Annotated in this window: 19 protein-coding genes; 3 read left to right on the top strand and 16 right to left on the bottom strand. The window is 65.5% G+C overall.

Going from position 1 to position 18,043, the window contains the following annotated elements; translation table 11 throughout:
• Nucleotides 1-352: 352 nt before the first annotated feature.
• The 15 genes from M2319_RS11625 to M2319_RS11555 all read right to left on the bottom strand — a co-directional run bounded on the left by M2319_RS11625 (nt 353) and on the right by M2319_RS11555 (nt 14,420).
• Nucleotides 353-1,141 (bottom strand): citryl-CoA lyase, encoded by a 789-nt coding sequence (locus tag M2319_RS11625; protein ID WP_264601618.1) that lies wholly within the window; start codon nt 1,139-1,141, stop codon nt 353-355.
• Entirely contained in the window at nt 1,138-2,331 is a 1,194-nt protein-coding gene (locus M2319_RS11620; RefSeq protein ID WP_264601617.1) for a CaiB/BaiF CoA transferase family protein, read from the bottom strand. Before M2319_RS11620 ends, M2319_RS11625 begins: the two co-directional genes overlap by 4 nt.
• Nucleotides 2,332-2,447: 116 nt before the next feature.
• Nucleotides 2,448-3,446, bottom strand: a complete 999-nt coding sequence (locus M2319_RS11615) for a hypothetical protein (RefSeq protein ID WP_264601616.1) — start codon at nt 3,444-3,446, stop codon at nt 2,448-2,450.
• The gene (locus M2319_RS11610) at nt 3,443-4,138 is read right to left on the bottom strand and encodes an ABC transporter ATP-binding protein (RefSeq protein ID WP_264601615.1); all 696 of its coding nucleotides are present in this window, start codon (nt 4,136-4,138) and stop codon (nt 3,443-3,445) included. The genes M2319_RS11615 and M2319_RS11610 overlap by 4 nt, the downstream gene beginning before the upstream one ends.
• Nucleotides 4,135-5,280 carry an ABC transporter permease gene (locus M2319_RS11605; RefSeq protein WP_264601614.1) on the bottom strand — a complete coding sequence of 382 codons (1,146 nt, stop codon included), beginning with the start codon at nt 5,278-5,280 and terminating at the stop codon, nt 4,135-4,137. Before M2319_RS11605 ends, M2319_RS11610 begins: the two co-directional genes overlap by 4 nt.
• Entirely contained in the window at nt 5,277-5,615 is a 339-nt protein-coding gene (locus tag M2319_RS11600) for a hypothetical protein (protein WP_264601613.1), read from the bottom strand. The genes M2319_RS11605 and M2319_RS11600 overlap by 4 nt, the downstream gene beginning before the upstream one ends.
• Complete coding sequence (locus tag M2319_RS11595) at nt 5,612-6,169, bottom strand: nitrous oxide reductase accessory protein NosL (protein WP_264601612.1); 558 nt, start codon at nt 6,167-6,169, stop codon at nt 5,612-5,614. Before M2319_RS11595 ends, M2319_RS11600 begins: the two co-directional genes overlap by 4 nt.
• 95 nt (nt 6,170-6,264) lie before the next feature.
• On the bottom strand, nt 6,265-6,882 hold the full coding sequence (locus tag M2319_RS11590; RefSeq protein ID WP_264601611.1) for a nitrous oxide reductase accessory protein NosL: 618 nt from the start codon (nt 6,880-6,882) through the stop codon (nt 6,265-6,267).
• A gap of 95 nt (nt 6,883-6,977) precedes the next feature.
• On the bottom strand, nt 6,978-7,358 hold the full coding sequence (locus M2319_RS11585; RefSeq protein ID WP_264601610.1) for a dimerization/docking domain-containing protein: 381 nt from the start codon (nt 7,356-7,358) through the stop codon (nt 6,978-6,980).
• A 188-nt stretch (nt 7,359-7,546) separates the two neighbouring features.
• Entirely contained in the window at nt 7,547-8,791 is a 1,245-nt protein-coding gene (locus M2319_RS11580) for a Gfo/Idh/MocA family protein (RefSeq protein ID WP_264601609.1), read from the bottom strand.
• Nucleotides 8,792-8,793: 2 nt separating this feature from the next.
• The gene (locus tag M2319_RS11575) at nt 8,794-9,831 is read right to left on the bottom strand and encodes a LacI family DNA-binding transcriptional regulator (RefSeq protein ID WP_264601608.1); all 1,038 of its coding nucleotides are present in this window, start codon (nt 9,829-9,831) and stop codon (nt 8,794-8,796) included.
• A gap of 12 nt (nt 9,832-9,843) precedes the next feature.
• Complete coding sequence (locus tag M2319_RS11570; RefSeq protein WP_264601607.1) at nt 9,844-10,830, bottom strand: ABC transporter permease; 987 nt, start codon at nt 10,828-10,830, stop codon at nt 9,844-9,846.
• Entirely contained in the window at nt 10,827-11,810 is a 984-nt protein-coding gene (locus tag M2319_RS11565; RefSeq protein ID WP_264601606.1) for an ABC transporter permease, read from the bottom strand. The genes M2319_RS11570 and M2319_RS11565 overlap by 4 nt, the downstream gene beginning before the upstream one ends.
• A complete protein-coding gene (locus tag M2319_RS11560) occupies nt 11,807-13,315 on the bottom strand; it encodes a sugar ABC transporter ATP-binding protein (protein WP_264601605.1) in 1,509 nt (502 codons plus the stop codon). Before M2319_RS11560 ends, M2319_RS11565 begins: the two co-directional genes overlap by 4 nt.
• A 79-nt stretch (nt 13,316-13,394) precedes the next feature.
• Nucleotides 13,395-14,420, bottom strand: a complete 1,026-nt coding sequence (locus tag M2319_RS11555) for an ABC transporter substrate-binding protein (protein WP_264601604.1) — start codon at nt 14,418-14,420, stop codon at nt 13,395-13,397.
• 339 nt (nt 14,421-14,759) lie between these two features.
• On the opposite strand from M2319_RS11555, the gene M2319_RS11550 reads away from it, so the two are divergent.
• The 3 genes from M2319_RS11550 (at nt 14,760) to M2319_RS11540 (ending at nt 16,150) form a co-directional block, all read left to right on the top strand.
• The gene (locus M2319_RS11550; protein ID WP_264601603.1) at nt 14,760-15,029 is read left to right on the top strand and encodes a hypothetical protein; all 270 of its coding nucleotides are present in this window, start codon (nt 14,760-14,762) and stop codon (nt 15,027-15,029) included.
• A gap of 305 nt (nt 15,030-15,334) precedes the next feature.
• Nucleotides 15,335-15,877, top strand: a complete 543-nt coding sequence (locus tag M2319_RS11545; protein ID WP_264601602.1) for a flavodoxin — start codon at nt 15,335-15,337, stop codon at nt 15,875-15,877.
• Nucleotides 15,878-15,910: 33 nt separating this feature from the next.
• Nucleotides 15,911-16,150, top strand: a complete 240-nt coding sequence (locus M2319_RS11540) for a hypothetical protein (RefSeq protein ID WP_264601601.1) — start codon at nt 15,911-15,913, stop codon at nt 16,148-16,150.
• Nucleotides 16,151-16,292: 142 nt separating this feature from the next.
• Here the strand turns inward: M2319_RS11540 and M2319_RS11535 are convergent, their stop codons facing one another.
• Complete coding sequence (locus M2319_RS11535; protein ID WP_264601600.1) at nt 16,293-18,014, bottom strand: methyltransferase domain-containing protein; 1,722 nt, start codon at nt 18,012-18,014, stop codon at nt 16,293-16,295.
• Between the last annotated feature and the right edge of the window lie 29 nt (nt 18,015-18,043).

Here is an 18,043-nt window from a genome sequence, read left to right as displayed (position 1 = left end):
TCAGGCCCCACCAGGCGATCGGAAACATCCCCCCAAAGGCCTTCGCCGATCAAAAGAAAACCGAAAACCCATCACCGAATTCGTGAACTTGCACAATTGCGAGCGCAGCGAAGCAATCCAGGGGCGGCGCGCATCAACATCCGGCATACCGCGCGGACAGGGACAATAGATCCCGGGTCTCCGCTTCGCTCCGCCCGGGATGACGATGGAGGGTGGTGCGATGCACGTCGAAGCCACGAGGCTTCGCAAGGCCGACCGGCCGCCGGCGCCCATGCGCCGCCCCCGCGGAGGCCAGCGAGCGTAGCGAGCGCTCGGCCGTGAGCGAAAAAAACCATCGTTAGCGACGCGCGCTCTACTCCCCCGCCTCCTTCGGCCCCGTATAGGTCCAGCGGTACTGCGGCGGGGTCGGGCCCTTGTTGCGGCCGCCTTGCTGCATCTGTTCCCAGGCGTGGGCGACGGCGCCGACGGAGCGCGAGAGGCAGAAGAGGCCACGGGCGAGGGGGGCGGGAAAGCCGAGCTCGGCGTAGATGACGGCGGTCGCCCCGTCGATGTTCATCGGCACCGGCTTGCCCTTGCGGGCGGCAAGTTCCGCCTCGACCGCCCGGCCGATAGCCGCGAAATCGCCCGAGCAGACGCCCTCGCCGGCGGCCTCGTCGACCAGCGCCAGCAGCCGAGGCGCGCGCGGGTCGACCGGCTTGTGGAAGCGGTGGCCGAAGCCGGGGACGAATTTGGTGCGCTCAGCCTGCCAGCGGTCGATCTCGGCCCCGGCATGGTCCGGCCCGCCGGCCTCGGCGATGGCCGTATAGAGTTCCACCGCCTGTTCGCCGGCCCCGCCGTGGACGTCGCCGAGCATGTTGACGGCGTTGGCGAGCGCGTTGTTGAGGGCAAGGCCGCAGGTCACCGCCATTCGCGCCGTCGCGATGGAGGGCGCCTGGGGGCCGTGGTCGACGGCGGCAACGAGGGCCGCCTCCAGCAGCCGCGCCTCGCCCTCGTTAGGCAGCGAGCCGCGCGTCATCAGCCAGATCATCTGCGGGAAGGACACATTGCCGATGAGGTCCTCGATGGCATGGCCGCGGAAGCGGATGACGCCCGGCTCCATGTCGATGATGTCGGTGCGCCACCAGTCGGAAACGTCGCTCATATCACACCCTCCTCGGCAAGGGCCGCGATCTCGTCGGCGCCAAGGCCCAGTTCGCCGTAGATATCAAGATTGTGCTGGCCGAGCGTCGGCGGCGGCGCGGGCACTTGCGGCGCCTCGCCGTCGACCTTGACGCCGGTGCGCACCACCGTGACGTCGCGGCCGACGCCGGGAACGTTCGCGTAGGTGCCGAGCATGCCGCGCTCGGCGATCTGCGGCATGCCGAGAACCTCCGGCACGGTGAGGACGGCGCCGGCCGGAACGCCGATGCGGTTGAGTTCCTTGGCCCAGGCCCGGGCCGGGCGCGCCGAGAGCGTCTTTTCAAGTTCGGCTTTCAATTCCTCCCGGTGCGCCTTGCGGTCCTCGCGGGTGGCGAATTCCGGTCGCTCCAAAAGGTCCTGGCGGCCGAGATGGTTGGCGAGCAACTGCCACTGCTCGTCCTTGTTGGCGGCGATGTTGAGGAGGCTGTCGGCGGTCTTAAACGCGCCCGACGGCGCGGAGGTGACGTTCTCGTTGCCGTGCGGTTCCGGCGCGACGCCGGCGTTGAGGTAGTTGGAGACCACCCAGCCCATGGTGGCGACGGTCGCCTCCAGCATGGAGACGTCGATGAAGGTGCCGCGCTCCCTGGCGTTCAGCGCCGCGGTGACGGCGAAGGCCGCGGTCATGCCGCCGACGGTATCGGCGATCGGATAGCCGACGCGCAGTGGGGCGGAATTCTCGTCGCCGGTGATCGACATGACGCCGGACGAGCCCTGGATGATCTGGTCATAGGCCGGCCGGTGCACCCACGGCCCGTCCTGGCCGAAGCCGGAGATCGCGCAATAGATGAGCTTCGGGTTGACCGCCTTCAGCACCTCGTAGCCGAGCTCCAGCCGGTCCATCACGCCGGGGCGGAAATTCTCCACCAGCACGTCGGCGGTCGCGACCAGCCGCTTCAGGAGGTCCTTGCCCTTGGGCGATTTGAGGTTGAGCGTCACCGACTTCTTGCCGGCGTTCTGGGCGAGGAACGAAACGCCCATGCCGGCTGCGTTGAGCTCGGCGTCGGCGCCGAGCTGGCGGGCGAGGTCGCCGCGGCCGACCGCCTCGACCTTGATGACCTCAGCGCCGAAATGGGCGAGCTGGTGGCAGCAGAACGGGCCGGCGAGCACGTTGGTGAGGTCGAGGACGCGGATGCCGGAAAGGGGAGTGTGCATGCTTCTGTCGTCTTGTCGTGAAAGGATCCGGCCGCGCGAAGGGGCCGCAAGGCTGAACCCTTCCCACACTCCGGCCGTTTCGCCAAGGGGCCCGCTTGCGCCGCAAGTCGGCGTCGTTACCCGAACATGATCAGGTTGGAGCGCAGGATGGCGAGGAGCGCGACCGCGCCGAAGAGGCCGAAGCCGGCAACGGATGCGAGGATCAGGCGCCTCCGGTACGGCGGCAGGGCGTCTTGGAGGCTCGTGGGCGTTGCCTTCAGCGACAGGGCGCCGAGGCCGAGCCCGCTCGCCGTTCCGACGAACAGAGGCAGGTAGAGCCAGTAGCCGATATAGCCGTATTCCGGCTTCAGGATGCAGAACGGGCAGTGGTGGTGGAACTGCTCGTAGATATAGGGCGAGACCACCGAGATCACCGCGGAAAGGCCGATGGCGAAGTAAAGGACGCTGGCGATCGCGTAGGCGAGCCGGGCCGCGCGCCATCTCAGCGCCGCAAGCGCCAGCGCCGCGATGACGCCGAGCCCGCCGAACAGAAGCGCCAGCGCCAGCGCCGGATCGAGGCTCGACAGGTCGGCTTCCAGCCCGCCGGCATTCGGCACGAACACCCGTGAGCAGCACGAGGTGATGACGTCGGCCCTCAGATTGTAGAAATAGGCGAATTGGACGGCCGCGACGGCGACGACGAGGGGGGAGAGCGCGATCAGGAGGCCGTATTTGAACCGGGTCAGCGGATAGTCCCGGCCGAGCCCGTCGGCATGGTTGACGATCAGCCAGACGGCGGCGCCGAAGAACAGCGCCACCTTCAGGATCAGCGCCGGAAAGCCGTAGGCGTTGACGTTGAGGGTGCCGATCGCGCACATCGCCCCGACGAAGAGCACCGACATGCGTTCGGCATTCTCGACGAAAAGGATCAGCGACACGGCTTCCAGCGCCAGCACGAAGACGAGGGCGGTGGAGACCAGATAGGTGCGCTTTTCCAGCGCGATCTGGCCGGCATGGCCGCTCGAAACGTCCCATCTGCGCACCAGCCTGGCGGCAAAGCCGGAGGCCCAGACGAGGGTGACGAGCGACAGGGTCGAGGCGATGAGGATGGCAAGGATCGGCGGATGGAAGATCATGCCGCGTTGCCGCCTTTCTCGTCCGCCGTCAGCAGGCCGTCTTCCAGGGTGATCACCCGGTCGACGATGTCGGCCTGCCAGATGCGCGGGTCGTGCGAGGTCATGATGACGGTCTTGCCCTCGGCCCGGAGCGTCCGGACGATGTCGAGGAACTGCGCCGTCAGCTTGGTATCGAGATTCGCCGTCGGCTCGTCGGCGATGACGTATTCCGGATCGTTGACGAGGGCGCGGGCGATCGCCACCCGCTGCGCCTCGCCGCCGGAAAGGTGCTCCACGCTGAGCCCGCCCTTGGACCCGAGGCCGAGATGGGCAAGCAGCTCGTCGGCGCGGCGCGTCAGGGCCCCGTGGTCGAGGCCGAGCGGATAGGCCGGCAGCATGACGTTCTCCCGGGCGCTGAGGCCGCGGATCAGGTTGAAGCGCTGGAACACGAAGCCGAAGGTCTTGCGGCGGATCTCGGTGAGGAACTTTTCCGGCAGGCCGGAGATGGTCTCGCCGTTGAGGGTGACCCGGCCCGAGGTCGGGCGCGCCAGGCAGCCGATGAGCGTCAGCAGAGTTGTCTTGCCGGAGCCGCTCGGCCCCTTAAAGACGGCGGTGAGGTCGTTGCCGACGGTGATGCCGACGCCGCGGATTGCCGCAAAGGCGTTCTGGTGGCCCTCATTGTAGACCTTGGTGACGTCCTGGAGCTCGATCATCGCATTACCGTGTCCGGATCGGTTATCGCCGCCCGCCAGATCGGGATGATCGTCGCGGCGGTGTAGGGAACGATCGTGAAGAAGGCGAGGGTGGTCACCTGCAGGGGGTCGATATGCGGCGTCAGCCGGAAGTCCGGATAGAGCACCGCCCAGCCCTTCAGGACCGGTTCCAGGAGCCCGGCCTGGAAGAAGAACACATGGGCATAGGCGGCGATCAGGCCGAAGAGGAAGGCGCCGAGCGAGATCAGCGCGCCCTCCCAGAACTTGGAGGTGAGGACGTCCGAGGTCTCCCAGCCGACGGCCTTCAGGATGCCGATCTCCCGGCGCTCTTCCGCCGAAAGGCCCGAGGCCTTGTCGAAGGCGAGGATGGCGAAGGCGAGGATGGCCGCGCCCAGAAGGGCGAGCAGCACGCCCTCGCGCCAGGTGAAGATGGACTCGTAGGTCCTGGCGATGGACGAACGGGTGACGAAGCGCGAATTGGGAATGACCTTGGCCGCCTTGCCGAGGATCGTCGCCACCTCCTTTTCGTTGCGGATGGAAAGGGCAAGGTCGGTATAGACATCCTCCGGCAGGTCGAAGAGGGCGCGATAGTCCTGTTCCGAAATCAGCACCAGGTCGGCGGCGACGAGCCCCGAGCCCTCCGGCAGGTGGTCCTTGACGGTGAATTTGAAGAACCGGCCCGACGGGGCGATGAGGAACAGGTACTCGTTGCGCCCGATGGTCTTCACCCGGTCGATGCCGCTGCCGACGATCGCCTCGCCGGGGGCAAGGGCGTGGGCCTTGTCGCTCGCCGGCGGCACCATCATGGTGTAATTGGCGCCGTTGCCGCGGTCGAACAGATAGCCCCAGAGCCGACCCTCGGCCCGGCGCACGCCGCGAATGGCGGAAAGCGCCTCAAGGTGCTCGCCGGAGATCAGGTCGTGCCGGCCCATGACCAGCTTCTGGACGGTCACTTCCGGCGCGTTTGCGAGCAGCAGCGCCGCCTCGCGGCGGATCGCGCTGCCGAACAGCATCACCGAGGCGAGCACGAAGACGATCAGGAAATAGACGCCGAAGAGGACGACGTTCTTGACCTTGCGCCGCATCATGGAGGCGAGCGTGAAGTCGACGAGATAGCGCTGGCGGGCGATCTGGCGGATCATTCCGGGATCTCCTCTCCGGTCGCAAAGCGCGGCCCGGTGCCGAAAATGTGCCGCGGCGGCGCGATCAGCGAGCCGGACGGAAAATGGTCGAGCGACATCGGATGGTCCTGGAAGGCGGAGTGGAGGTCGGCCACGGACGGGTGGCGCGTGTAGCGCGCATCGGTGAAGAGGACGAGGTCGGTGAGGCCGAGATCGCGCACCAGCGCGGCGTTGACCGCCTGCGATTCCGGCGGCGTGCGGGAGGCGACGAAGGCATGCGCAATCGCGGTGAGCGCGAGGGCGGCCGCAACGGCCAGCGCCCCGATCGCCAGGTCGGACCGGCGCACGGCGCTCACCCGTCGAACTTTCCGCTGTCGAGGTCGAGCAGCATCGGCATCGTCACCTCATCGAAGCGCAGCGTCCGCTTGCCCTCATGGTCGGTGGAGAACTCGGCCGCGTCCTCCGCTGTCGGGTGCGGGATGAGGTCGTGGCCCATCGGGCTGAGGACGTCGGAACCGAGGACGTAATAGGCGTCCCGTGCGTCGATCCGTTCCGTCGCGTAGTAGTCGGTGACGCCCATGCCGACGATGTCGTCCCGGACCCTACCCTTGGCATATTTTGCCATGTCGTTGAGGTATTTGAAGAAATCCTTGGCGCCGTCGAAATGGTCGGTGCTGCCGTCGCTGAAGAGGACCGTGGCGATCCAGTCCGGATATTTGGCAACGAACATTCCGCAGACCGGACAGGTGTCGTTCGGACCGGGTGGCGGCAGGTCGACGGGCGCGGCCCGGGCGAAGGCCGGTGCCGGGGGCAGCATCAGTCCGGAGAGTGCGACGAGGCCGGCAGCGCCGATCAGGAACCGGCGGCGGCCGACAGTGCTCGGGCCGCGGGCGTGGTGGTGGGTGCACATGGGAGGGGTTCTTTCCAAAAGAGGCCTTCCGGTGCCGGCGAAAAGCCGGCACCGCGTCCATTGTCGGGGCGTGCGAGGGCTCGCACCGCCGCGGCCTAGTTGGCGTTCTTTTTCATCATCTTGGCGCGCTTTTCCGCGCGCCGCTTGCGGATCATGACGGTGTTCCTGGCCATGTCCGCATAGGCCGCCGCAAGGGCGCCGTCGAAGCCGACGACCTTGGCCTCGCCGGTGGCCGCTGCCTTGGCCTTTTCCGCGTCCGCATAGGCCCACTTGCTGGCGCCGGACATCGTGCCCGGCTTGCTGGCGTCGAGCACGTAGTGGGCGGCGTCGACCTTGACGAGCGGCTTCACCTCGGCGTCCGACCCGGCATCGCCGACCCAGATGTTCTTCGGCCCGCGGTCCATGTTGAGCGCCAGGCTGATCGACAGGCAGTGGATCGAGCAAGTGCCCTCCGTGCTGTCGTCGTCATACTGGATCAGGTGCCGCGTATGGCTCCACTGCTTGCGCACCATGCCGCAATAGGTGCAGCGGGCGTGCTTCTCGAACTCGTTTTCCAGCGGGTTCGGGTCTTTCTTCAGGTTGTTGTTGACGATGCCGTGTTCGGCCGTCCAGGCCCAGGGTGCCTGCATCTGCGCGCTTGCCGTGCCGACGATGCCGGTCCCGGCGAACAGCGCGCCAATGCCGGCTGTCTTCAGAAAATCCCTGCGTTTCATGGGTGTCTCCCCGAATGAATCGATCGGTGTCGAGCCACAGCGGTCAGGCGATGCCGGACCGGTCACATCAACGGAACGGCATCGCGACGCTGCGGCTATACGAGCGTGATCTGACCGTTCGGGAAGGGAGGGCCGCGCGCCGGTGCCCGCCGGTACGCCGAGGCAAGGACGATGAGGTCGGCGGGCTGGACGGCGATGATGGCGGCAAAATCGACGTCGGGCAGGGCAAGACAGCCGACGTCGGGGACATCGCCCGTGCCGCCGAGGGCAAAGGCGGTGCAGATCGGGCAACTGGTGACGGGACCGCCGGTGCGGTCGCCGGTCTGGCCTTCCGGGCCGAGCCGGGCAACGCCGTTGCCGGTGCAGATGAAGAACAGGCTCTGGGGGAGACGCTCGCCGTCACGGCTGCCGATCAGCGATGCGGAGGCCGCCAGGTGCTCGCTCGCGGCCAGCACCTGCAGGACCATGGCCAGCACGGAAACCCAGAGCGCGACGCGGCTGTGGCGAAGCGTTCGTGCAAGGGATCTCGCGCAAGGTCTGGCCGGGGCGGACATGGGTCACCGTCGGGTCGGCCGTTGAAGGCAGCCGAAAGGTAGATATTCGAACTGGACTTGATCAATGCGGCATAAACGCCGCCGCATCGCTCCGGGCAGAGCAGCGATCGTCAGGCGCCAGTGCGCGCGACCACAGGCACGTAGTCCTCAAGGTCCGGGGCCGGGAAGGCGACGCTCGCGCCGGTCTCCGCCGAGCGGTAGAGGCCCATGAGGATTTCGACGACCGCAAGCCCGTCATGGAAGGTTTCCAGCGGCGTCTCGCCCTTGCGGAAGCACTCCACCATGTGCCGGTTCTCGTCAGTGTAGCCATAGACGCCCGGTTCGTCCTCAAGGACAGGCATCAGGCCCTGTTCCGCGTTCTGCTTTTCAACGAGGTCCTCGCCCTCGGCGCCGGAGACGGCGCGCGACATGAAGATCTTCAGGCCCGTCGCCAGCGAGTTGAACTCCATGGCGTATTCCGGGCCGAGGAGTTCAAGCTGGATGCGAAGTCCGGCCCCCACATAGGCCCAGGAGGTCGTTGCCTCGATCATCACCTCGTTGCCGTCCTGGTCTTCCAGGGTGACGGTGCCGCGCGCGAAATCCTCCGATGGCCGGTTGCGATAGTCGACCTCGGCGCCGAAGCGCTCGCGGAGCTGGTCGGCATAGCCGGGCCGGGTCCATTTCAGGTTCGCCACCGTGCCGTTGACCGATTTGACCTTGAGGGAGTCGCGCGGCGCGTCGGGTGCCGTGAGCAGATGCCGGGCGACCTCCACCGAATGGCACATCATGTCGGAAAGGACGCCGCCGCCCTGCTTGTCGCCCTGCCAGAACCAGGGCTCGTGCGGGCCGGAATGCTCTTCGGCCGCGCGGGCGAGATAGGGCCGGCCGGTGGTCGACGCCGCCCGGCGCCAGATGATCTCCTTGCCGCGGATGACCGGCGTCGCGAACACCTGGTTTTCCAGATAGCCGTGGTTGAGCTTGGCGTCTTCTGCGAGCCGCACCATCTCGCGCGCCTCGCCGATGGTGCGCCCGAGCGGCTTTTCGCAGGCGACCGCGAAGACCTTGGACCGTCCCGAGGTGACCTCGGCGTGGATGACTTTCATGATGTCGAGGCGGGTGTAGTTCGGCGACAGGATCCAGATCGCGTCGACCTCGCCCGATTGCAGCATCGCTTCAAGGCTCTCGAAGCTGGTGCAGGTGCCAAGGCCGAGGTCGGCGACATGGGCGACGATGCGGGCACGGTTGTCCGGATTGCGGCTGTAGACGCCGGTGACATCCACATTGCGCACGTTGAGGAGCGCCTTCAGGTGGAACTCGGCGATGAAGCCGGACCCGACGAATCCAACGCGAAGGCGGTCTTTCGGCAATCCGGACATGCTCATACTCCTTGTTTCTGGTCTGTGCGGGTTTTCAAGGGGGCCGTGGTGCCCCGGATCTCAAGGGTCGTCGGGACGATGACGGGCTCGCGCGGCGGCGGGCCGCCGGCAAGGATGTCGAGGAGCAGCGTCATCGCCCGCCGGCCGATCTCCGCCCGCGGCTGGGCGACGGTCGTCAGCGGCGGGAAGAAGACGTCGGAGAGGAAGAGGTTGTCGAAGCCAACGACGGAGACGTCGCCGGGCACGTCGAAGCCGAGGGCGCGCATCTCGTGGATGGCGCCGAGCGCCATCTCGTCATTGGCGGCAAAGAGCGCGGTCGGCGGTTCGGCAAGCGCCATCAGCGAGCGCGCCGCCTCCATGCCGGAATGGAGCGAGAAGTCGCCCTTGACCAGATAGTCGTCGGGACGGGGGAGCCCGGCCGCCTTCATCGCCCTTATGTAGCCGGCCATGCGCTTGACGCTCATCACCTCCGGCAGCGGCCCGGTGACATGGGCGATGCGGGTATGGCCGATCTCGATGAGGTGGCGGACGGCTTCGGCGGCTGCCCCCTCATTGTCGATCTGCAAATGGGGGAGGCGGCTTCCCTCGATCATTTCCAGCGCCACGACGACCGGCAGCCCGCCCGCCTCGACCGCGTTGCGATGGCGCCGTGGCCACTTGCCGGTCATCAGGATCATGCCGTCGGCGTGGCCGTCATAGAGCATGTCGAAATACTCGTCCTCCCGGTCCGGATCGTTCTCCGCATTGCCCATGAGGACGGCATAGCCGGCGGCTCGGGCGGTCGCTTCCACGCCCTTCAGGATCTCCAGGTAGAACGGGTTGACGACGTCGCGCACCACCATGAGGACGGCCATGGAGCGCTTGGTGCGCAGGTTCCGGGCGCTGACATTTGGCCGGTAGTGGAGTTCGTCGGCGACCTCGCGGACCCGGTCGCGCGTCTCCTTGGCGACCAGCGGGCTCTCCGCCAGCGCCCGCGAAACGGTCGCCGGCGAAAGGCCCAGCCTTTCCGCGATGTCCTTGATCCTGGTGCGCCGGGTCATCTGGACTGCCCGCTAGCCGCGCATGCGCCGGCCGCGGCCGTAGAACAGCATGAGGACGAGGAGGGTGGCGCCGTAGATCATCTGCCGGCCGGACTCGTCGATGTTCACGGTCGTCAGGATGCTCTGCAGGATGGTGAGCAGCACTGCGCCGGCCATGGTCCCGGTATAGCCGCCCTTGCCGCCGGCAAGCGGCGTGCCGCCGAAGACGACAGCGATGATTGAGGGCACCATGTACTGCTCGCCCACATTGGAAAAGGACGAGCCCGAATAGCCCAGCAGGCAGAAGCCGGCGATGGCCGCGAAGATGCCGGAAAAGGTGAAGACGGCGACCCGCATGCGCTTGACCGGCACGCCGGCCATGAAGGCGGCGTGCTCGTTGGAGCCGATGGCGTAGACGCGCTGGCCGAAGACGGTCCGTCGCAACAGGAACGCCATGAAGAGGCCGACGGCAACCCACAGCCAGATCGTGCCGGGAAGGCCGAACAGGAACGGCCTGGCGACGAAGTCGGCAAGCGCCGGCGCGGCCTTGCCGGAGGGAATGCCCTGGCGGATGACGACGAGGAGGCCCTGGAGCACGCCGAGCATGCCGAGGGTCATGACCAGCGGCGGAATGCGCATGACGGTGACGCCGACGCCGTTGAGGAAGCCGAAGAGCGCGCCGGTGGCAACGCAGGCAAGGATCGCGAGCGGGATGCTGGCGTCCTGGCCCTGCATGACGTTGCCGGCGACGATGGCGCTGAGGGAAACGATGCCGCCGACGGACAGGTCGATGCCCTCCCGGCCGGCGAGGATGACGAGGTTCTGGCCGGCGGCGACGAGGCCGAGCAGCGAGGCCACGACCAGCAGGCGGAGGATCTGCTCGCCGGAAGCAAAGCCCGGCGACAGCGCCTCGCCGAAGGCGAGCAGGACGCCGATCAGCAGGACCGCAACGAGGAGCGGCTGGCGCAGCACGGCAAGCACTGACGGGCCTTTCACGGGGGTGGTCTCCGTCGCGCTCATGCCCGTGCCCTCCTGGAGACCATGATGCCGAGCATCAATGCGATGAGGATGACGAGGCCCTGCACGAGGTTCTGCCATTGCGACGGCGTGCCGACGAAATAGACCAGTGCGTTGATGAGCCCGATGATGAAGGCGCCGAGCGCCGAGCCGACGACCGTGCCGAAGCCGCCGGACAGGGCCGTGCCGCCGAGCACCACGGCGGCGACGCCGAAGAGCGTCATCTTGGCACCGACGAGGGGATCGCCGCTCGCCGTGTCGCCGGTAACGCAGAACGCGGCGAGCGCGGCAAAGACACCGGAGAGCGCATAGCCGCCGATGCGGATGAGGGTGACCGGCAGGCCGGACTGGTACGCCGCCTGGGCATCGTCGCCGACGGCGAGCAGCCGCGTGACGAGCCGGGTGCGGACCAGCAGGTACACGATGAGGGCGATGGCGAGCGCGGCAAAGACGACGAAGGGGATCTCGAAGAACCGCCCGCCATAGGTGCGCCAGAAGAGCCGCGGCGCTGGCGTGCCGGCGACCGGCAAGACGTAGAGCGCAAGGCCGGTGAAGAAGATGCTGGTGGCGAAGGTGGCGACGACCGCCTGCAGGCGGAGCGCGGCGACGACGATGCCGTTGACGAGGCCGCAGGCGAGCCCGACGCCGATGCCGACGGCAAGCGCCATGGTGACGGTGAGGCCCGAGCCGCCCATCTGCTCCATGAAGACGATGATGACCACATTGACCAGCGACAGGATCGCGCCGTTGGAAAAGTCGATGTCGGAGGCATAGACGACGAAAGTCTGGCCGACGGCGAGCAGCATCAGGGCGAGATAGGTGGACAAGAGGCCGGTCAGTCCTCGCGCGGAGAGGCTCGCCGGCGAAAAGACGCCGTTGAGGGCGAGCAGCACGATGAAGATGACGAGGGCCGGCAGGAACGGATAGCGCTCGAAAACGCGCTTCAGCCGGCCGGCAGGTTTGGTCGCGACAACAGCGGTCATGACGCGGCCTCATACGCAGCGTGGTAGAGGTTGAAGCGGGTGCGGTCCGCCCCGGTGAGTTCGCGCGTGACCCGGCCCTGGTTGAAGACCAGGATGCGGTCGGCGTTGTTGAGGAGTTCGGCGTCCTCCGAGGAATAGAGCACGATGCCCATGCCCTCGCGGGCAAGCTCGCGGATCAGCTGAAAGAGGTCCGACTTGGCGGACAGGTCGACGCCCTTGGTCGGGTCGTCGAGCAGCAGCACGGTCGGCTGGTCGACCAGCCAGCGGGCGATCACCACCTTCTGCTGGTTGCCGCCGGACAGCGAATTGATCGCCTGCCACAGGCTCGCATATTTGGTGCGCAGGGCATCGAGCGCGGGGTCGACGCGCTTCTTCAGCACCGTCGGCTGCACGAGCCTCAAGCCGTTGCGCAGGAAATGCACCGGCACGACGTTCTCGAAGATCGGCCGGCCGTTGACGATGCCGTCGCGGCCGCGGTCGCCGGAGACATAGGCCATGCCGAGGAGGATGGCATCGCGCGGATTGGTGTAGTGGACGGGGGTGCCTTCCAGCGAGATCCGCCCGCCGCCATAGGGTTCCGCGCCGAAGAGCGCGCGCAGCACCGCCGACTGGCCCTGGCCGTGCAGGCCGCCGAAGCCAAGGATCTCGCCGGCGGCAACGGAAAAGCTGACATCGCGAAAGCCCGGGCCGGAAAAGCCGGAGACCTCCAGGACGGGCGTGCCGGAACGCTCCGCCGCGTGGGGTGGCTCGACCGCGGCCTCGGCAAGGTCGTCCTTGGCGCCGACCATGAGCTGGATGACGGCCGTCGGCTCGGTCTCGGCAAGGACGCGGGTGCCGACGGTCTCGCCGTCGCGCATCACCGTCACCCGGTCGCCGACCGCGAAGATCTCGTCCATGCGGTGGGAAATGAAGATGATGCTGCGCCCCTCGGCCTTCAAATCGCCGAGGATTTTGAAGAACCCTTCCGCCTGCGCCCGATCAAGCGCGGAGGTCGGCTCGTCGAAGATGAGGATCGGCGCCTCTGTCGCCAGCGTCTTCATGATTTCCACGAGCTGGCGCTGGTCGGCGCGGAGGTTCCCGACGACTGTATCGGCGGCAAAGTCGTCGCCGGAGACCGTCTCAAAGAGGGCGATGTATTTTGCGGCCCGCTTCGACAATCCCTTGCGGTCGACGAAGAGGCCGGCCGTCACCGGCATGTCGGCAAGGCAGATGTTCTCCTCCACCGTGCGGTGCGCGGCAAGGCTCAGTTCCTGGTAGAAGATGCCGATGCCCTTGGCCTTCGACGCCTTCGGCCCGCCGATCGCGACCGGGTTTCCATCGATGGCGACGCGGCCGCTATCCGGCTTGACGCTGCCGGCGACGATCTTGCAGAGCGTGCTCTTGCCCGATCCGTTCGAGCCGACGAGGACGTGGACTTCGCCGGCCTCGACCGAAAGGTCGCCGCGCTTGAGCGCGACCGTTGCGCCGTAAGTCTTGCTTACGCCGCTGAGCTCCAGCTTCGACATGGCTGCGGTTTCCGAATGGTTCCGGGAGGCGGGATGCGCGCGCATTGCCCGCATCCCGCATGGTGTCCCGCCTTGCGTCCTACTTGAACAGCGCTTCCGCTTCGTCGATCGAAAGCTGGCTGGTGTAGGAATAGTAGCCCGGCTTGCCTTCCAGTTCCTCATGCACCTTGGCGACGTTGTCGCCGTCGATGAACGGGATCGGCAGGTAGAGGGCGTTGCCGTACTGGCCGGCGGTCGCCGGTTCCTTCAGCTCGCGGCCCTTCAGCATGAAGACGGCGACGTTGAGCGCGCTCGCCATCACGCCCGGAGGATTGACCGAGGCGCCGGAGGTCAGGTCGTTGGCGACCCACAGATCGAGGAAGTCCTTGCGGATCTCGCCGGTGGCGGCGATGTCGCCGGTCTTGCCGGCATCCATGATCGACTTCCAGGCGCCGGCGGCCATGCCGTCCTGCACCCAGACGCCGTCGATGTCCGGATAGGTGGCGAGCAGGTTCTGCATCGCCTGCTGGCCCTGGGCCTGGTCCCAGTTGCCGTTGACCTCGTTGACGATCTCGATGTCCGGATAGCCCTCGAACACCGAGCGGTAGCCGGCGACGCGCATCTCGTTGGCCGGATGGCCGGCGACGCCATTGATGGCGACGACCTTGCCCTTGCCCTCAAGCGTTTCGGCGAGCCATTTGGCCGAGGCCTTGGCCCAGCCGGTCTGGTCGATGCCCACATAGGTGGCGTCGGGCGAGGAGACCTCGGAGTCCGTCGCGATCACCAGGATGCCGGCATCCTTGGCCTGGGCGAAGACCGGATCGAAGGCGGTCGGGCTGTTCGGGTTGATGATGATGGCATCGACGCCATCGGAGATGAAGTTGCGGACATGGGCGACCTGGCCCGGCACGTCCACATTGGCGCTCTGCACGAGCACCTCCACGTCGACGCCCTTTTCCTTCCAGGCGGCGGCGGCGGCCTTCGCCTCGTCGATCATCTGGGTGCGCCATTCGCTGCCGACCCAGCCGTTGGACAGGCCGATCTTGTAGCTCTCGGCATGGGCGGCGGCGAGCGAGGCGGCGAGGGCGGCCGCGGTCGCAAGGGCGATACTGGTGTTTCTGATCATCACTTCCTCCCGAAGCGAAGCGGTGGCCCCGAAGAGCGCCCGGCAGGATGCGCCGGAAGAGCCTTATTGTTGCGGGACGAACCCGGCTTCGCGCACAAAGGCTTCAGAAGACGTAAGACCGACCCTTTTGGGCCGGACGTCCTCTGGCCGGCATCGTAAGGGCGTTCTGCAATCGATTTCAACAGCAATTTTGAGCCGCCCGGTGCGACGGGTTTGCCCGCGCGCGATGCGGGAAGAGGGTGTAAGATGGTGCTGCTAGGATTGCAGGAGCCCCGGCGACATTGAGCCGGCATTGAGCCAGCCCGGTTTGAACAAAAACACAGGGGAGCGTTGGCACTCGTGAAGAGAAAACGCCTGAAATGGAATTTCCTGATCTCAATCGCCTTCGGCGCCATCGCGATCCTGATTTACACTGTTGGCCGGAATCTTCCGATGGCCAAGTATATTTTTAATGTTTCTGGATTTCTTGCCGGCGTTTTCTTGTTTATTTTTACGATATTTCCGATACCGGCGACATTGGCTTTCAATATGTTCAAATCCGGCGAGCGAGAGAGGAAGGCAATGGAAAGGCCTCCTGTGTCTTGGTTCTTGCTTCGAGAGGATGAGTGAGGCGGAGGGTGTTGTCGAGCGACGCGCTCCCTCGTCACTTCGCCGGGGCGGCCGGGTTCTGTCTACCGCCCTTTGTGCCTTTCCCGACAATTGGCGCAATCGACAATGACAATTATTCTCAATCGGACAATGACGGTTTCCGCTAACGCTGGCTGAAAGCGCGGAAAAACAATTCATAACCAAAGAATTGGAGCGGCGCTGCCGGCCTTCGGCAAAGTGGCACGCGGCCTGCTTTGTATCCTTTGAGCCGGGTGCGAGCCCGGACCGCTTTGCCAATGCATCAACGGGGGCAGGTAATCACCAACATGGCGAAAATCGGATTGTTTTTCGGGACCGATACCGGGAATACGCGCAAGATCGCAAAGATGATCAAGAAGGGCTTCGACGATGAGTTGATGGCAAAGCCGCTCAACGTCAATCGCACCGAGGTCGATGATTTCCTGAGCTACGACTATTTGATCCTCGGCACGCCGACCCTCGCCGAGGGGCTGCTGCCGGGCCTCGGCGCGGACTGCCAGGCGGAGAGCTGGGAAGAGTTCCTGCCGCAGATCGAGGACGCCGATTTCACCGGCAAGACGGTCGCCATCTACGGCCTCGGCGACCAGGTCGGATACCCGCACGAATTCGTCAACGCCATCTACTTCCTGCACGAGTTCTTCCAGGACCGCGGGGCAAAGCTCGTCGGCCGCTGGCCGGTCGACGGCTACGAGTACGACATCTCGCTGGCGGAGGATGACGGCGAGTTCCTCGGCCTCGTCCTCGACCAGGACAACCAGGCCGGCCAAACCGACGAGCGGCTTGCCGCCTGGCTGAAGCTGATCGCGGGCGACTTCGGATTGCCTGTCTAGAGATTTCGCTGCAACCCCAAACGGAGATCCGCCATGAGCAAGCCCTGCAAGAACAGATCCCTCGTCAGCAGCGACATCTGCCGGATCAAATACTGCGCCGAATGCGGCGCGGTGCACCTCGACCTCGGCAACATGACCCTGCACCTGACGACCGAGCAGTTCGACCGGCTGGCCGGGGCCTTCGGCGAGGCGGTGGTGCAGAAGCAGGCCATCGACCGGGCCGAGGGCAACCGGCCGGCGCAAACGGCGAGCAATTCCCGGTGCGTCCACTGAAGGGATCGGGCCGTGCGGCCGTCGGAGCGAGCGTGACCCTCGGCAAGGCGATGGCGATCACGCCATCCCCCTTGCAGTCCCAAAGCGCAGTAAGAAGCTTCAGAAACGCCTCACGGCCGGATCGATCCGGAAATCGGGCTTCCTATTTCCGAACGAGGTAGAAAACCTTGTTCTCCAGCCCGTTTTTGCCCTCGAAAATCACCGTTTCATCCTGGATGGTGAATCCCGACTGCTCGATCCATTCGCGCAACAGGACCATGCTGTGCGGCCCGTTCGGCGGCAAGCCTTCGCCGACCGGCTTGCTGTGCGCGTTCAACAGGTTTCGCTCCACGCGAGCGCGGTCTTTGCCCTCGAACGTGCTTTCGTCGATGAATGTCACGCCGAAGATCATCGCCTGCCTGCTGGCGGCGGCAATGTTCTTGAAGGCCATTTCGGCGTTTGGACGGGCCATCCAGTTGAGAAAGCGCATGCACACGCCGACATCGCATTCAAACTCCGGCGGCTGCGGTTTCAATGCATCGCCGGTCGCGAACGTTCCGTCGTGGTAATCGAGTTCCTCAGCGAATTCGCGGGCCCGGTCCAGCATCGCATCCGAAACGTCGATGCCGGTCAGTTTCATTTCCAACGCCTTGTACGCGCTGATAAAGCGTCCGGTCCCGACGGGCAGGTCGAGGACCGAGGCAGTCTTGTGCTTTTCGAGGTATTTCCTGACCGCAGCGTCTTCTTTCCACCACCGTTCGGTCTTCGCGCGCGCCTTGTCGTATTCGGAAACGACCGATCCGTAGTACCGGTCCTCGATTTTCGCAGTCGTCATGCCGAAAAGGCTCCCTTCGGTGGTCAGACATCTGGCCCTTTCGGCCATCAGTTCGAGAAATGCCTGTGCAGTTCTTAGTCGACCATCGAAAGAGGACGAATTTTGCAGCCGAGTCAATATGCGTCTCAGAAGTGGTACGATGCCGAAGCTGAGCGCGACCGTCTTGATGTGCGCGCATCGCTCGACCAGCGCCCGATCGAACATGGGCTCGCCGGCGTCAATGCGCTCCGAATTCACGCCATTCATATATTGGTCGACGATATCGCGCTCTGCCGCCTTAAGTGCGTCGGCCGTCTCGACACTGGTTTTGACGATGAGGGCCGGATAGAGAATTCGCGCAAGATCGTCCCCAACGCGTCCGGCGCAGACCCGCGCCCAATCGAAAGCAACGATGCTGGACCCGTCTTCCGTCCGCCGGATGTTTTCGTCGTTGGCGTCGCCATGACAGATCGTCGGGTACCCTTCGTCGTACATGGCGTTGATGGCATCAGCCTGGCCTTGAAAAGCCTGGAAATCGGGAAGCAGATCCGGACGGGATACGAGCGCCAGCAGGTCTTCAAGATCGCGGGTCGACCGATTCTTGAGGACGTTTCCCACGCCGCTACTGCGGGGAAGCCACCAGTTTTCCTCGCATTGAACCGCATGGTTGAGAAAGGCGGCCGCCTTGCCGAAGGCGAATGCGGCCGTCGACTTGTCTTCGATCCCCAACACCTTCGTGCCGTCGAGGAACTCGATGTCCAGCTCCATGCAATGGCCTTCGACGAGGCGGGCGCCGAACAATTTGGGCACGACAATATTTCTGCGAGGGAGGTTGTCGGCGATGGTCAGGTAGAACAGCGCTTCATTGAGCGTATTCCCAGCCAGGCCATCGGCCTCGCAGTTGATGACCTTTCGCACCGTGCTTCCGTCGCGCGACAGCAGCAGCGACAGGGTGCTGTCGGAGTTCGTTATAAACTGGGGGTGGTTTTCCGTCGGGAACGCTCTCTCACTGACGCCAGCGAACCTTTTCGCCGTTTGCTCACGAATGAAGCCGAGTTTCTGCTCTTTCATAGCCGAAATTCTGTATTTTTATCAGTGAA

This window comes from Rhodobium gokarnense (assembly GCF_025961475.1).
In the GTDB taxonomy this organism is placed as follows: Bacteria; Pseudomonadota; Alphaproteobacteria; order Rhizobiales; family Rhodobiaceae; genus Rhodobium; species Rhodobium gokarnense.
The sequence above is the reverse complement of the archived record's forward strand: the minus strand, read 5'-3'. Positions and strand labels throughout refer to the sequence as shown.

Coding starts and splice junctions, on each gene's coding strand:
- M2319_RS11625 (WP_264601618.1), bottom strand. CDS start 1,141: ATGAGCGACGTTTCCGACTGGTGGCGCACCGACATCATCGACATGGAG.
- M2319_RS11620 (WP_264601617.1), bottom strand. CDS start 2,331: ATGCACACTCCCCTTTCCGGCATCCGCGTCCTCGACCTCACCAACGTG.
- M2319_RS11615 (WP_264601616.1), bottom strand. CDS start 3,446: ATGATCTTCCATCCGCCGATCCTTGCCATCCTCATCGCCTCGACCCTG.
- M2319_RS11610 (WP_264601615.1), bottom strand. CDS start 4,138: ATGATCGAGCTCCAGGACGTCACCAAGGTCTACAATGAGGGCCACCAG.
- M2319_RS11605 (WP_264601614.1), bottom strand. CDS start 5,280: ATGATCCGCCAGATCGCCCGCCAGCGCTATCTCGTCGACTTCACGCTC.
- M2319_RS11595 (WP_264601612.1), bottom strand. CDS start 6,169: ATGTGCACCCACCACCACGCCCGCGGCCCGAGCACTGTCGGCCGCCGC.
- M2319_RS11590 (WP_264601611.1), bottom strand. CDS start 6,882: ATGAAACGCAGGGATTTTCTGAAGACAGCCGGCATTGGCGCGCTGTTC.
- M2319_RS11580 (WP_264601609.1), bottom strand. CDS start 8,791: ATGTCCGGATTGCCGAAAGACCGCCTTCGCGTTGGATTCGTCGGGTCC.
- M2319_RS11575 (WP_264601608.1), bottom strand. CDS start 9,831: ATGACCCGGCGCACCAGGATCAAGGACATCGCGGAAAGGCTGGGCCTT.
- M2319_RS11570 (WP_264601607.1), bottom strand. CDS start 10,830: ATGAGCGCGACGGAGACCACCCCCGTGAAAGGCCCGTCAGTGCTTGCC.
- M2319_RS11565 (WP_264601606.1), bottom strand. CDS start 11,810: ATGACCGCTGTTGTCGCGACCAAACCTGCCGGCCGGCTGAAGCGCGTT.
- M2319_RS11560 (WP_264601605.1), bottom strand. CDS start 13,315: ATGTCGAAGCTGGAGCTCAGCGGCGTAAGCAAGACTTACGGCGCAACG.
- M2319_RS11555 (WP_264601604.1), bottom strand. CDS start 14,420: ATGATCAGAAACACCAGTATCGCCCTTGCGACCGCGGCCGCCCTCGCC.
- M2319_RS11545 (WP_264601602.1), top strand. CDS start 15,335: ATGGCGAAAATCGGATTGTTTTTCGGGACCGATACCGGGAATACGCGC.
- M2319_RS11540 (WP_264601601.1), top strand. CDS start 15,911: ATGAGCAAGCCCTGCAAGAACAGATCCCTCGTCAGCAGCGACATCTGC.
- M2319_RS11535 (WP_264601600.1), bottom strand. CDS start 18,014: ATGAAAGAGCAGAAACTCGGCTTCATTCGTGAGCAAACGGCGAAAAGG.